The organism is Salinicoccus halitifaciens, from assembly GCF_021026095.1.
GTDB classification, from domain to species: Bacteria; Bacillota; Bacilli; order Staphylococcales; family Salinicoccaceae; genus Lacicoccus; species Lacicoccus halitifaciens.
In genome coordinates, this window is sequence record NZ_JAJNCU010000002.1 from 310,315 (window position 1) to 325,086 (window position 14,772).

General features: G+C 53.0%; 12 protein-coding genes. 5 read left to right on the forward strand and 7 right to left on the reverse strand.

Annotated elements, in window-relative coordinates; translation table 11 throughout:
* Positions 1 to 45: 45 nt before the first annotated feature.
* From LPW40_RS06120 to LPW40_RS06135, 4 genes are all read right to left on the reverse strand, one after another.
* Complete coding sequence (locus LPW40_RS06120; RefSeq protein ID WP_230821344.1) at positions 46 to 990, reverse strand: ArsA family ATPase; 945 nt, start codon at positions 988 to 990, stop codon at positions 46 to 48.
* 22 nt (positions 991 to 1,012) lie between these two features.
* Positions 1,013 to 1,270, reverse strand: coding sequence for a cory-CC-star protein (locus tag LPW40_RS06125; protein WP_230821345.1), 258 nt, complete (start codon positions 1,268 to 1,270; stop codon positions 1,013 to 1,015).
* A 23-nt stretch (positions 1,271 to 1,293) separates the two neighbouring features.
* Entirely contained in the window at positions 1,294 to 3,033 is a 1,740-nt protein-coding gene (locus LPW40_RS06130) for a carbon starvation CstA family protein (RefSeq protein WP_230821346.1), read from the reverse strand.
* Positions 3,034 to 3,367: 334 nt separating this feature from the next.
* Entirely contained in the window at positions 3,368 to 3,877 is a 510-nt protein-coding gene (locus LPW40_RS06135; RefSeq protein ID WP_230821347.1) for a cupin domain-containing protein, read from the reverse strand.
* Between the two features lie 115 nt (positions 3,878 to 3,992).
* Between LPW40_RS06135 and LPW40_RS06140 the strand changes: the two genes are divergently transcribed.
* From LPW40_RS06140 to LPW40_RS06155, 4 genes are all read left to right on the forward strand, one after another.
* Positions 3,993 to 5,228, forward strand: coding sequence for a multidrug effflux MFS transporter (locus tag LPW40_RS06140; RefSeq protein WP_230821348.1), 1,236 nt, complete (start codon positions 3,993 to 3,995; stop codon positions 5,226 to 5,228).
* Between the two features lie 150 nt (positions 5,229 to 5,378).
* Positions 5,379 to 5,861, forward strand: a complete 483-nt coding sequence (locus tag LPW40_RS06145) for an RrF2 family transcriptional regulator (RefSeq protein ID WP_230821349.1) — start codon at positions 5,379 to 5,381, stop codon at positions 5,859 to 5,861.
* A 23-nt stretch (positions 5,862 to 5,884) separates the two neighbouring features.
* Complete coding sequence (locus LPW40_RS06150; protein WP_230821350.1) at positions 5,885 to 6,859, forward strand: LLM class oxidoreductase; 975 nt, start codon at positions 5,885 to 5,887, stop codon at positions 6,857 to 6,859.
* Between the two features lie 14 nt (positions 6,860 to 6,873).
* Positions 6,874 to 7,098 (forward strand): DUF896 domain-containing protein, encoded by a 225-nt coding sequence (locus tag LPW40_RS06155; protein WP_230821351.1) that lies wholly within the window; start codon positions 6,874 to 6,876, stop codon positions 7,096 to 7,098.
* A 54-nt stretch (positions 7,099 to 7,152) separates the two neighbouring features.
* On the opposite strand, the gene LPW40_RS06160 is transcribed toward LPW40_RS06155, so the two are convergent.
* Both LPW40_RS06160 and LPW40_RS06165 read right to left on the reverse strand, forming a co-directional pair.
* Positions 7,153 to 8,940, reverse strand: a complete 1,788-nt coding sequence (locus LPW40_RS06160) for a cation:proton antiporter (RefSeq protein WP_230821352.1) — start codon at positions 8,938 to 8,940, stop codon at positions 7,153 to 7,155.
* Positions 8,941 to 9,048: 108 nt separating this feature from the next.
* Complete coding sequence (locus LPW40_RS06165) at positions 9,049 to 11,598, reverse strand: CBS domain-containing protein (protein ID WP_230821353.1); 2,550 nt, start codon at positions 11,596 to 11,598, stop codon at positions 9,049 to 9,051.
* Positions 11,599 to 11,778: 180 nt separating this feature from the next.
* On the opposite strand from LPW40_RS06165, the gene LPW40_RS06170 reads away from it, so the two are divergent.
* Positions 11,779 to 13,446 (forward strand): glutathione ABC transporter substrate-binding protein, encoded by a 1,668-nt coding sequence (locus LPW40_RS06170; RefSeq protein WP_230821354.1) that lies wholly within the window; start codon positions 11,779 to 11,781, stop codon positions 13,444 to 13,446.
* 291 nt (positions 13,447 to 13,737) lie between these two features.
* Here the strand turns inward: LPW40_RS06170 and LPW40_RS06175 are convergent, their stop codons facing one another.
* Entirely contained in the window at positions 13,738 to 14,721 is a 984-nt protein-coding gene (locus LPW40_RS06175) for a M23 family metallopeptidase (RefSeq protein WP_230821355.1), read from the reverse strand.
* Positions 14,722 to 14,772: the final 51 nt, after the last annotated feature.

The following is a 14,772-nucleotide window of genomic DNA, read 5'->3' on the forward strand; positions in this document are numbered from 1 at the left end:
ACTCTGTGCTGATATTGGGGCGTTCCGATTTCAGCACAGAGTTTTTTATCGTCGATTATTATCCAGTATATAGTTTTCACTGAACGCATCCAGCTCATCGAGCGTCGTGATGTCATGTGGGAGCAGGGGCACATGGATTTTCCTCTGAGCCTTAAAAGTCTCCTCTATCTCCTCGAGGTACCGCTTCTCATGCGTCCGCCTCTGTTCAAGGAAAGTCCCATCCGCTTCATCCGGGAGGACTTTATTGACGATTATAGTTTTTACATGGAGGTGGTACTGATCGAGCAGATCGATCGCCTTCCGTGTCTCAAGTATCGGCAGCCTTTCAGGATTCAGTACGAATATGAAGCCCGTCTTATTCGATTCAAGCATAATCTCGCGTGCCTTTGAAAAGCGGTTCTGCCGCTCAAGCAGCACTTCGTAGATCGGATCTTCGATCGGCTCGCCGTCATTCAAGAGCTGGGTGTAGTTCTCGTTCGTCTTCCTGCGCTTTTTCAAGAGGCCTTCAATCCAGACGCCCATCAGTTCGGGCAGTGTCAACAGCCGGATCGTATGCCCGGTCGGCGCAGTGTCGAAGACGAGGTGGTCATATTCCTTCTCCTCTTCAAGGATGATGGAAATGAGCTTATCAAAGAGTGCCGACTCATCCGCCCCGGGTGAGGCTTTGGCGGTGTCGAGCTGCCGGTTGACCTCCTCGATCATGCTGGAGTGGACGGTTCCCTTGATGTTCTCCTTCACCTGATTGATGTACTTTGTCGTTTCACGCTCCGGATCGATCTCGAGGGCGTGCAGGTTTTCCGTGATCTTCTGAGTTTCCCCGCCGATCTTCATCGAAAATATGTCGCCGAGGTTGTGCGCCGGATCGGTCGAGATCAGTAGCGTCTTCTTATTTTCTTTTGCGAGTTTCCACGCGATGGCCGCGGCGGACGTGGATTTACCCACGCCACCTTTGCCGCCGACGAATATTATTTTATGATGCAGTGCGTCCATACGGCATCCTCCTTCAATTTGATCAACAGCAACGGATGCCCGTGAGTGGTGATTTGTCCATGCCCATCCTGAGGTGCCAGTCATGGAAATCCTCGATGATGTGCGGATAGAGCTCGAGTGTGTAATAGTAGACCGGATTCGGTATGCCGATCATTTCGGAGTAGAGTAGGAGCAGGAACATATCATCCTGATCCCTGAGCTCCCGCGCCACTTCCGTCCTGTGCGGCATCTCCAGCACTTCCTCATAATATTTGATGAGTTTTTTCACTTTATCGAGCATAATCATCACCTTCCTTCAAAGCTTTAATCCTTGTACTTCTCCAATTCGTGATCGAACTTGCCGCTCAGTGCCTGGATGGCCGTGACGATGATCCAGATCGCGAATACGAAAATGATGGCACCGAGCACAAAGAGCAGCATGTTCGAGCTGTCACCGTACCATGCCCATTCGAAGAACACCTGCACGAACATCGCATACAACGTCATGAACAGCAGGAAGATCATCGGAATCAGGGTGACCAGGTAATTCACACCTTTACGTTTCAGCCACACCGTGATCAGCAGTAAACTGATGCCCGCAAGGAGCTGGTTCGATGTACCGAACAGCGGCCAGATCAGATATCCGCCGGAACCGAATCCGCTCGGTCCTTCAGGTATGAGGACGAGTGCGGCGGTGGATAGTACCGCGACGGATGTCGCAACGTGTTTTTTAGTCAGTGCCGGCACCTTATACTCGGAGCCGATTTCCGCGATGATGTAGCGCATCAGGCGGACGGCGGTGTCGAGTGTGGTTGCGGCGAAGCTCACGACGATGATGGAGACGATCGTCGTCGCCACATGTGCCGGGATGCCGAGGCCGCCTGCAAGGATCGCTGCACCTTCGACGAAGTTGCCGAGCCCTCCGGCGTTCGCCGCTTCAAAGCTTGAGTAGACGGCTGAAAAGTCTGCCGTACTGCTGAACAGCGTTACGACCGCAATGATTGAAATGAGTGCAAGAACACCTTCACCGACGGCACCGAAGTAGCCGACGAAGCGTGCATCCGTCTCAAGGTTCAGCTGTTTGGATGACGTACCGGACGACACCAGACCGTGGAAGCCGGAAATGGCGCCGCACGCGACAGTGATGAACAGCAGCGGCAGCCATGATGTTTCGGCATCCGCGTTCGTCGCCGGCGCATTGATGGTCGGGTTCGTGAACAGGAGACCTGCATACAGTATGATCAATCCGACCGACAGCTGATGGGAGTTAATGAAGTCCCTCGGCTGAAGCAGTTTCCATACCGGAAGCGTCGAAGCGATGTAGACATAGATGAGCAGGATGCCGATCCAGATCATGAAGGCCGTGGAGACCGACCCGAGTCCGAACAGCCCTGCGCCTTCTTCACCGCCCATATATGAAACAAGGTCGATCTGCAGCCATGAAACCTCTGCAGTCAAGATTGCGGTTCCGTACATCACCGCAAGGGCGATCAGGGAGGGAATGAGCATTTTGACGTTGCGCTTATATGCCGCATATCCGATCCAGATCGCCAGCGGTATCTGGATGAAGACCGGCAGGACGCTCGCAGGGTATGTAATGAAGAGGTTTGCGATCACCCATGCAAATACGGCGTTGATCATCAATACAAGCGTCAGGATGATGAACAGGAATAAAATCTTCCCGCGTCTGCCGATGAACTTCTCGGCGATCGTCCCGATGGACTGGCCTTTATTCCGCACGGACAGTGCAAGCGTACCGAAGTCGTGCACACCCGCGGCAAAAACGGTGCCCAGGATGACCCAGAGGAATGCAGGCAGCCATCCCCAGTAGACGGCGATCGCAGGACCGAGTATCGGTGCAGCCCCCGCAACGGAAGTGAAGTGGTGGCCCCACAGGACGAATTTGTTCGTCGGGACGAAGTCCACACCGTCCTTGTACTTATGCGCCGGGGTGATGAAATCCGGATCCAGCCTGAAGATCCTTTCTGCGATGTACTTCGAGTAATAGCGGTAACCGAGTGCGAATACCGCAAGGCCGATGACGGCCACTAATATAGCATTCAATATGACTCCCCCTTATATTTGATATAAGAGTAAGCATATCGAATATTCTAATAATTGTAAATACAATTTTGAACGATTCTAATCTATGAATTCTGAGGTTGAGAAGATTTCCAAATGGAATCCTTTATATTGATCATATGAAATTATACGATGGATCATCCGGAATTTTATTAGAAGAAAGAGGGTTCATCATGCGCCCATGATGAACCCTCTTTTTCAGCTGTACATATTTAATTCCCTGCAGGTATTCGCTGGTGTCACGAGTACCTGTTAGACTTCCTGCAGGTATTCGTGAGTAATACGAGTGCCTGCTGGAGGTTATAAAACAGCTGCATCAATCATTCCAGTAGTTGAAGAGCGGGCCGTCCTCGCCGAAGACGGGGTCCGCTTCAGGCATCGGGACTTTTTTGATGTTATCTAGCACTTCGGGGCGTTCATCCGACTCCCCGTAGTTCACATCGAATTCCACACCGCCGGGGTAGGCGCCGTAGTTCTGGTAGTCGTCGCTCGATTCGATCATCTTATGGCCGTAGCCCGCCGGCAGTATGATGACGTCGCCTGCGCTGACGTCCACTTTTTCCCCAAGCTCGCCGCCGAGCTGGAGTGTTGCGGTGCCGGCATCCACGACGAGCACTTCGTGTGTATTGCTGTGGTAGTGGTGGAACGGGTGGACGGATCCGAGCCATTCGCCGGACCAGCCGTTTTCATGTAAAATCTTCACGGCATCATCCCTGGAATCGAGCGCCTCCCTATAAATCAGGAGCGGCAGCTTCCAGTGGTTCGGTATCCTGCCGTCATCCTCGACTTCAATCTGTATGATTTCCATTTCCTTTGCTTCCTTCATGATCATCATCCTTTGTATAGATTACTTATCATTAACCTGTTTGAAGGGCTTTTAATCATCCACCATGGCAGGCCGGACGGGGGAGTGATATACTTTCATGTATTCTGCAAATAAAATGATCATTCAAGAGGATGGTTCCATGACTGTACATATCAACAAAGGAAATGAAAATAAATACTGGATCGTCATCCTGCTCGGTGCACTCACGGCGATCGGTCCGATTTCGATGGACATGTATCTGCCGGCGCTGCCAATCGTCGCAGAAGATTTGGAGACGAGCGCCTCCCTCGTACAGCTGAGCCTGACGACTTGCCTGATCGGCCTGGCTTTGGGCCAGTTGATGTTCGGACCGCTCAGCGACATCAAGGGCCGCAAAAGGCCGCTTGTAATCAGTCTTCTGATCTACGCTGCCGCATCGGCCGCGCTCGCTTTCACGATAAGCATCGGGCTCTTCATCGCGCTCCGTTTCATCCAGGGGTTCACGGGGGCGGCCGGCATCGTCATCGCACGCGCCGCGGCACGGGACATCTACTCGGGTAAAAATCTGACGAAGGCATTCGCACTCCTCGCGCTCGTCAGCGGGGCGGCGCCGATACTCGCACCGATTTCAGGCGGGTTCGTATTGAACTTCGGTTCATGGCCGATCGTCTTCCTCATCATCGCAGGGATCGGTGTGCTGCTTATATTATCGGTCTTGTTTTTCTTCAATGAGACGCACCCGGTGGAGGAAAGATCGGAAGGGACGATTTTTGCGGTCGTGAAGACTTTTGGAGACTTATTGAAGGATAAAGTGTTCCTCGGCATCTCGTTCACACAGAGCCTCATCATGTCGGCGATGTTTGCATATATCGCAGGTTCACCGTTCGTCCTTCAGAATATTTACGATGTCTCGCCGCAGCAGTTTTCACTTATATTCGCACTGAACGGCCTCGGGATCATCATCGCGGCCCAGGTGTCCGGGAGGATTGCAGGAAAAGTGGAGGAGACGAAAATCATGGGTTCCGGGGTTTTATTGTCACTCGCCGGCAGCATACTGCTTGCGATCGTCGTCGCGCTCGGACTGCCGCTCATCTTCATCGTCACCGCGCTCTTCATGGTGGTCTCGAGTGTCGGGTTCGTCTCTCCGACGGCATTTTCGCTCGGTTTGAAGAACCAGAAGAAGTCCGTCGGCAGTGCGTCGGCATTTCTCGGACTGCTGCCATTCATCGGCGGGGCTGTCGCATCCCCGCTTGTCGGACTTGCGGGTGACGAAGCTGCATGGCCGCTCGCAGTAGTCATTGCCGTCTGCAGCATCTCCGCACTTGTCATATTCATGGTGCTCGTCCGCGGGAAGGCCGTGCAGGAGGCATAATTCAAAGAACACTGAAGCCATCACGGGTTTCGGTGTTCTTTATTTTTCAGGCATAAAAATTGAAGGGGAATTCCTTTCCTGTTATTATAATTACTATTGTGGATAAGTGTTATCCAGATTATAAAAACTTTGAGGAATGCGGTGAGTGTCATGCAGATGAAGACGGGTGTCGAACAGTCGGTATACGCGGTGCTCCTGCTCAATATGCTGCCGGAGCGTGCAGTGCTCGACAGCGAGGTCATCAGTGAACAGCTCGGCGCCTCGCCAACATATATGCAGAAACTGCTCAGGAAACTGGTCAGCGCGGATATCATAAAATCCGTCACCGGGGTGAAGGGCGGCTTCAAGCTCAATAAAGACCCGGAGGACATCAGGGTCTACGATATATATGTCGCGGTCGAAGGACAGCAGTCGCTCTACAGTTCAAGCGGCATATTGGACGGGATGCTTGAACTTGAGAAGACGGAGAGATGCTGCATCCTCGGTGAGTTGATGGAGGAAGCGGAAGCATCATGGAAAAGTGTGCTTAAGAGAGAAACCATCGCCTCACTCACCGAGGAGATCCAGTCGGAGCGCTTTGCCGGCAATACGGCGGAGCTGCAGAGCTGGATCAATGAGAAGATGGTTGTTTAATTCAAATGAAATCAGGTGGAAATATGACGCGGTTTGAGAACCATAAAGGATTCAAAAGGACTTTCAAGGAAAATAAAATGACGCTCGGCCTGATGTTCCCGCTGGAATCCTATACGGGGAGTTTCCCGGAGATGGATCCGGCAGAACAGATGCGGCTTGCCAAGATGGTGGAGGATTATGGTTTCGCATCACTGTTTGTCCGGGATGCACCGCTCTATGACCCGGACTTCGGGGATGTCGGCGGGCTGTACGACCCGTGGATGTTCTTAAGCTATGTCGCCGCGCACACGAAGGACATTGCGCTCGGCACGGGCAGCATTGTGACGACGCTTAGAAATCCACTGCATACGGCAAAGTCCGCAGCGACATTGGAAAAATTGTCGGACGGACGGCTTTTATTCGGTGCAGCAAGCGGTGACCGGCCAATCGAGTTCCCGGCCTTCAAGGTCGATGCTGAAGATAAGGGTGAGCTGTTCCGGGAATCCATCGAAGTGATGCGGCAGCTGTGGCGTGAGGCGTTCCCGGAGATACAGACGGAACGCGTGAACCTCACGAAAGGTGATGTCGTCCCGAAACCGGAAATGGCCGATATCCCAGTCTTCGGCACGGGATACAGCGGACAGACGCTGGAGTGGCTTGCCGCAAACACTGACGGATGGCTGTTCTACCCGCAGGATCTCGTCGGCCAGAAGAAACTCATCAACCAGTGGCGGGCGGCGGCGGGAAGCTTCAAACCGTTTGCGATGCCGCTTGCCCTCGATTTGTCCGAGCGGCCGGGGGAGACGGCAAAACCGCTCCCGGTCGGCTTCCGCGCGGGACGCCATTTCCTGATCGATTATCTGAACGCGTATCAGGATGCGGGCGTGAACCACGTGATGATTGCGCTGAAGCAGAACAGCCGTCCGGCTGAAGAAGTCATCCAGGAACTCGGGGAGTACGTCGTGCCTAAATTCCCGGCACACATTGAACCGAAATACAGCTTTTTAAATTTTAAATGAAATGAGGAAATAAAATGATTCAAGGATTGGACAGGATCAATGAACTTGCAAGGATACAGAAGACGGTAGGATTGACCGAGGAACAGAAAGAAGAGCAGAGGGTGCTCAGGGAAGATTACCTGAAGCAGATCAGGGGCCAGGTGCTGGATTCCTTCTCCGGCCTCACCGTCATCGACCCGCTCGGCAATGACGTCACCCCTGAAAAGCTGAAAAGGGAACAGGAACAGGGTAATATATAAAAGATGAAACCGCCCGGAACAAATTTTTGTTCCGGGCGGTTTTTGATTTGGTGTTTATTTTATATACTGCCTTGCACCTTTCAGAACACCGAGCACGCTGCCATTGGAGTTTTTCACTTTGGATGTCAGTGATTTGAAGGTGACGTGCTTTTCCTTACTGATGTGGTACAGGATGACGTCGTCATCATCCAGGTTTTTGCGTTCCGAGGCCGGGATTTCCGTGATGTCGTTGTCCTGGATATACCGGTTCAGCACACGGTAGGTCAGATCCTCATCACAGAGTATATGGTTGCGTTCCCAGTCCTCGATCGTTGTATTCGGTACGTCTTTCGGCGGTGCGATGACGTTCACGTTCTTCACCCCGAACTCTTCGCTCAGCACATTGAAGGCGAGGTTGTTGAAAGTGAACGAACGTGTGAGAAGGAGGCACTGGTCGAAGCGGGTCATGTCTTGGAACATGCGCTCGGATTCTGCGAGCAGGCTGCCGGAGATCTTCTCTATGCCGTATTCTTCAATATTGTACTTTCTGCTTGCCAGCACGTCGGAGATCGCGACGGGTATGTTATGCTCCTTCAGCTTCAGGGCGAGCTTGATCGAAAGCAGATGCTCGCCGAGAAGTATTACGCCCGGCGGCTTCCGGCTGGAAAGGTCGAGTGCCTTGCTCAGCGGCTTGAAGCTGAAGCCGTACACGACGACCGTGATGAACACGAGGGCGAAGGTGACCGGCACGATCATTTCCGCCATTTCGACGTTCATTTCAGTGAACAGCCCGCCGAAGAATCCCGCGACGGTCAGTGCGACGATGCCGCGTGGTGCGACGGCACCGACGAACAGCCGCTCCTGGATCGTGAGCTCCGTATTGACCGTCGACAGTAACACGGAAGCAGGGCGGACGATGAGTATCATGACCAGGCAGAACAGCAGCACTTCCCACGCGATGACGATTTGGAGCATATCCATCGTGAGGGATGAGGTGATCAGAATAAACACCGTCGATACGCTGATAAGTGACAGATCGTCGATGAAATGATCCGATTCCTTGAAGATCAGGTGCTGGTTTTTGAGCTGTGCCATGACGAAGCCGAAAATCGTGATGGCGAGTAATCCCGATTCATGAAGGATCGCGTCACTGATGCTGAATATCAGGATGATGAAAACGAACTGCATTGACGTCATCAAGTTCTGCGGCAATATGTCATTAATGAGCAGCGCCCTGAACAGCATGGCGCCGCCGTACCCGAGTGCGGCCGCGGCGGAGAAGCCGATGACATAATCCATCACGAGCCCCATCTGGAAGCCGTCCGCCGCAAACTGGAAGATGTAGAATGCGAGCAGGGCGAGCATCGGACCGACAGGGTCGAGGATGATGCTTTCCCATCTGAGTATCGAATCGACCGACCGCTTCACCTTCGCTTGCTTTAAGAGGGGCTGTATCACCGTCGGGCCGGTGACGATGAAAAGCCCGGCCAGGACGAGTGAGATGGAGAGCGGAAAACCGATGATGTAGTACATGGCGAGCGTGCCGAGCGCCCAGCCGATCAGTGCATTCAATGTGAGGATGCGCCGCATTGCGATTGAAATGCCCTTCAGTTCACGGGCATTCAGGTTGCTGCTGCCTTCGAACAGGATGATCGCGACCGCGAGCGAAATCACGGTGCCGAACAATTCACTGCCGAGCAGTTCTTCAGGGTTGGTCCAGCCGAACACCGGCCCGATCAACAGGCCGACGATAGACATGATGACGATCGCCGGGAACTTCAAAAGTCTCGCCGCCCACTGGCTGAGTATGCCGAGGCTGATGAAGATCGCGACGATCAGGAGAGTCGGCATGGTGAAATCCATAGCGCGCACCTCACTTCCATAAAGTCATTTATATAGAATCAAATTCGTATACTAAAGTCTTATCACGAAAAAAGCAAGGGGTGATTTACTCATCCCTTGCTTTGTTTTTTACTTCATATGATTTTCATGGAGCCACGCTACGGCTTCATCCCTGGTGTTGATTTCGCCGTTCAACACCGCGACTTCGAGCTCCAGGAGTATGCCCCTGAAGTGGGGACCGGGTTTCATGCCTTCCTGGATCAGATCCTCCCCGGTCAGAAAGACGGGCATATCGATGCGTCTCTTCAAATAAGATGTGATGATATCTTCATTTTCCATGTTTTCCTTCGCAATCATGAAAATGATCGCCTCGTCCTCATAGTGTTTCAGGAAGCGGTGGAACTCGCCGGGTTCCCTGATCTGTTCGACACCTTCCATATCGGAGAGGTTCCGGATGTCCTGGAGGAATTTATTGTTCCGTTTGGTCAGTGAGAATTGGCTCATCAGATACATCTTTTTGCTTGTGAAGAAGGGGATCGCGAAATAATTGAACCACCGCGGCTTAGTCCCGGCGGGCGGCTTATGGATCTCATAGAACATCTTGAGCTGGCCGGCGTGTATATAGCTCTGTTCGGCACTCCCGTCATCCACGCCGAACTGCTGCCAGAATGTAAGCTTGAAGAGCCTTTTGATCGTCCCGGGCGGATCTTCATCCTTGAACAGCCGCTTCATCTCCTCGACGATCCGGTGGGCGGATAAATCCCGCATCCTCGCCATCGAATTCAGTGCGAGGCTTTCGGTCTGCTTATCCATCAGGAAGTCGAAGCGGGTCTCGAATCGCACAGCCCTCAAAATCCGGGTCGGGTCGTCGATGAAACTCAGGTTATGCAGCACTTTGATCGTCTTGCTCCTGAGGTCGGCCTGGCCGTTGAACGGGTCGACGAGGTCGCCGAACACTTCCGGGTTCAAACACAGCGCCATCGAATTGATCGTGAAGTCCCTGCGGTACAGGTCTTCACTCAGCGTGGACAGTTCGACATCCGGGAGTGACGCCGGGCGCTCGTAATATTCGAGGCGCGCGGACGTCACATCGATGTAGAGCCCCGACGGGTGGATCCATGAGGCGGTGCCGAACGTTTCATGCATTTTGACGCTGCCGCCGTAATCGGTGCGGAGATGCTCGGCAAAGTCGATGCCGTTCCCTTCGACGACGATGTCGATATCATCATTAGGACGTTCGAGGAAGAGGTCGCGCACGATGCCGCCGATGAGGTATACCCGCATACCAGTGCGCTCCGCCGTCCTGCTGATGTCGGTGAGGAGGGAGTTCGTGCTTTCCGGCAGCTGCTTCTCCATCTCCTCTTTCAAGTTTTTAATGTCGGGCCGCCGGAGGTCCTCGCTCAGCTCCTGGTTATGCATCACTTCGATGATGTCGGTCCTTGTGACGATGCCGATCGGCTGACCGTCCTCCATGACGGGGAGGCGCCCGATGTTGTTGTCGATGATGAGCCGCTGCATCTCTTCAATCGTCGTCTCAGGTTTGATCGTCCTCGGGTTGCGGCTCATATACGCCTTGATCGGCGCATGGCCGAGGCCGTGGTGATTGGCCTTGTCGAGGTCGCGGCGGGTGATGATGCCGATCAGCCGGTCATCCTCGACGACGGGGTAGCCGGAATGCCCGTAACGGTACATGAGGTGGCCCGCTTCCCTGATCTTCGTATCCGGCGGCAGCATCTTCACGGGACTCGCCATGATGTCTTCGGCGGTGATGGCGGGTTTTAAAATCAGGTCGAGATGGCTGTTGACCTGCCCGAGCACTTCATCAAGCCCGCTTCTTTTGACCGTGGCAGATCCCGCCTGCGGATGCCCGCCGCCGTCGAATTTTTCAAGGAGCGGCAGCAGGTTCACACGGTTCGAATTGCACCGGCCGACGATGTGCACATGCTTCTCCATCTTGACGACCGTGAGCACCATGTCGGCCCCGCTGATGTCGAGAAGTTTATCCGCAATGGTCGCAAGCTCCCGCAGATAGACATCGATCTGATAGGCGCACACGAGAAATTTCAGCCCGTCCCTGTAATATGTCTTTGCATTGCGGAACAGCTGGTTCAGAAGGTCCTGCTGATCCGGTGTGAGCTTGTAGTCTGCAAAGCGCTGGATGATCTCGAGATTCATTTCATTCTTCATCAGGAAGCTTGCCGCCTGGAAATCCCTGTCCGTCGTATTCGGGAATGTGAAGGAGCCGGTGTCGGTGTAGATTCCGAGCCCGAACAGCGTCGCTTCGAATGACGAGATGGGGATTTTGCGCCGGATGATCTCTTCTATCAATAAAGTGACCGTCGCCCCGACCGGTTCAATCACCCTGCGGGCCGCCTTGACATCCTTCGAGCCCGGCGGGTGGTGATCGTACACCGTGATATCCAATTTTTCTGCATCGAGTTTCTTTGTATAATTGCCGAGCCTTGAGAGTGAGGCGGTATCCACAAGAATCAGGCTGGTCACTTCCTCCCATTTGACCAGGTGATCGTCGGTCATGTCGAAAGTGTCCCTGTAGATCGTCAGAAACTGCCTGACGGGCGCCGTCTGTTCATTCGGGATGACGACTTTCGCCTCGGGATGGAGCTTCTTCGCTGCGATCAGTGAAGCCAGGGCATCGAAATCGGTATTCACGTGGGACATGATTATTTGCACAATGATCATCCTTGCTTAAATTATTCCAGTGTGGTGTATCCATTCATATCTTATGATACTACAGACAGCGGGGGAGTCACCACATCCATTTCATTCTGAAAATTTAAAAATTTCATTGAAGTGCGTTTTCATTATGTCTACAATGAAATTAAAAGGGGGAAATTTCATATGAAGAAATTGTTGTATCTGCCGTTCATTTTGGCAGTGGTCTTTATTCTGCAGGCGTGCACCGATGACGGCGGGGTGGAGGAAAGTGCGGAAGACTCCGGCGGGGAAGCGACCGGTGACATCGTCATCGGCAGTGCGGATGACGTCGTCACGCTGGATCCGCACGGTTCGAATGACTCCGCTTCATCACAAGTCCGGCGGAATATATACGAACCGTTGATTTTCCAGACGGTCGATATGGAACTGGAGCCGGGGCTTGCGGATGAGTGGGAAGCTGCGGAAGATGATGTATGGAATCTGACATTAAGGGAAGGGACGACTTTTCATAACGGTTCCGATTTCACGGCGGAAGATGTGAAGGCGACGCTCGACAGGGTCAGGGACCCTGCGGTCGGTTCGGCGGTGACGTTTTTATTTGAAATGATCGAAGAGGTGGAAGTCGTGGGGGACTATGAAGTGAACCTGCACACCGAGTATCCTTTTGCGCCGCTGCCGAGCCACCTTGCGCACAGTACGGCCGGCATCATTTCAAAGGAACTCATCGATGAGGACTATCAGGCCGCGCTCGATGAAGCGGGTGTGGATATGACGCCTGATGAATATTATGAACTGCGTGAGGCCGGGGGAGATGAATTCGAGGAAGTCATGGATCAGATCACCGAACATATCGGCCAGGTGCTGAGTACAGAAACAGACGGCACGAACCATCTCATGCTTGAATCAAGATCTGCAGGCGAGGAAGTGGTCACAACCAAATTTGAAGATTTCCAGCGCGGGGAGAGAAATTTTGAAACGGTGACATTCCGCGTGCTGCCGGAATCAGGTGCGAGGATGGCCGAGCTTGAAACGGGCGGCATCGATATTGCGACCGACGTCGATTCATCCAATGCGTCCCGGATTTCCGAAGGGCAGGATACTGAACTCGTCGAGAGGGAATCGGTGAGGCTGAATTATCTCGGCATGAATGTTGAAAAGGAACCTTTCGATGATGTGAGGGTCCGTCAGGCGATCGCCCATGCGATTGATAAAGAAGAGATTATATCCGGTGTCTATGACGATATGGGTGTGCCGGCAGAAGGGCCGCTCGCACCTGATGTATGGGGCTACAACGAAGATCTCGAGGGGCGGACATTCGACCTGGAGCAGGCGCGTGAACTGCTTGCTGAGACGGATGTCGCGGACGGCTTCAGCACAAAGATCTGGATCAGTGAAGACCAGGAGATCAGGGACACGGCACTGTTTATCCAGGAGAGGCTCGGCGAGCTGAATATCGATGTGGAAATCGAGCAGTTCGAGTGGGGCGCATACCTTGATATACTCGCAACAGGCGACCAGGACATGTTCATCCACGGCTGGACGACTGTGACCGGTGATGCGGACTATGGATTATATGCATTGTTCCATACCGACAGCATCGATGCATCAGGCAACAGGACATGGTACTCCAACCCAGAACTTGACGATCTGCTGGATCAGGGACGCACCGAACCTGATGAAGACGTGAGATATGATGCGTACACAGAAGCCCAGGAGATACTGGTGGAGGAAGTGCCGATGAGCTACATCTTCCATAACAACTTCATGATCGGTGTGAACAACAGCGCCGTCAACGGCGTGGAAGTCGACCCTTCCGGCGCAGTCAGGCTGGAAGACGTCACTTTTGAATAAAAATCCTGAATCAAATTTAATATCCCGGATGGATACTCTTGTAACGAGTAATCCATCCGGGATTTTTAGTTGGAATGGGACAGCTTGAATAAAGAGCGGCGCTCCATCCGGATTCTTGAAGGCTATCCAGACGGAGCTTCTAGGGGGCGGGCCTCCATCCGGTTTCTTGAGGGATATCCGGACAGGGCTTGCAGGACGAGGCACTCCATCCGGATTCCAAGAGGATATCCGGACAGAAACCGGCTGGACAGCAGCTGAAATCGCATCAAACCGGGGGAAGCGGGGCTTTATTCACCGCCTGAACCACCTGGCGACGGAATCGGAGACGGCTTCCATGATCGAGCGGTTGTCCGTTGACGCCGCCGGCTTAAGATGGTCGGGGGTGAACTTCTTTCTGCTAGGATCGGGCGTCGGCTTCGCAATATCCCCCTGCATGGGTGTGCTGCCGTCGGAAAATCTGATGCGGAATGACTTGGCTCGGACGGCCCTGGCTTTATCCATCACCTGGAAATGGAGGTGGGGTTCTGATGAGTTGCCGGAATTGCCGCATCTGCCTAAGGTGTCGCCCTGCTGGACGATGTCGCCTTCTTCGACGGTGATCGACTCTTTTTTGAGATGGGCGATCATGCTGTATTCCTTATGTGCATGCTGGATGATGACATGGTTGCCGCTGGGTCTTTTTTCATTCATTTCGCCGGGCACATTATCACGTATATGGTTCACCACTTTGACGACCTTCCCGCCGGCGGGTGCGGTGATTTCCTTGTCGAAGGCATGGTAATTCTCATTCTGCAGGGGGTCGCCCTTATGCGTCTTCCCGTCTTTCATCTGGAGGAGGTCATAGGCATACCTCTGTGATCCGTACACATAGTGATAGTTGATGAATTCATTGTCGCCGCCCCAGAAGACAAGCCATTCCTCTTTTACAGGCATCGTGTACGAAACTTCGGAAACACTTTTCCCGTAGTCCTTGAAGACGGTGAATGGTTTCATGGTGAGCATATGTATCATCTCATCCTCTCCGAAGTACACGCTGAGCGCCTTTTTCCTTTTGTCGTCGACCCACAAGTAATGCGTATGCATACCGAGATGGGCCACATGCTTCAAATAAAACTGTCCGATATCCTGATTGAAGGTGACGACCATCTTCTCGAACTGATCGAGTGTGATGACACCTTTTAAGTCATCGATGAACTGGCTGTAGATGACTTTGGGGCGTTTATTCAAAAAAGCGGCCGCAAAATCGTCGGGTTTGATCTTTTTCCTGCCTTTCATAATCCAATTTCCCCTTAACTTGTTTTACATACCATTATACTGATGTGTGCG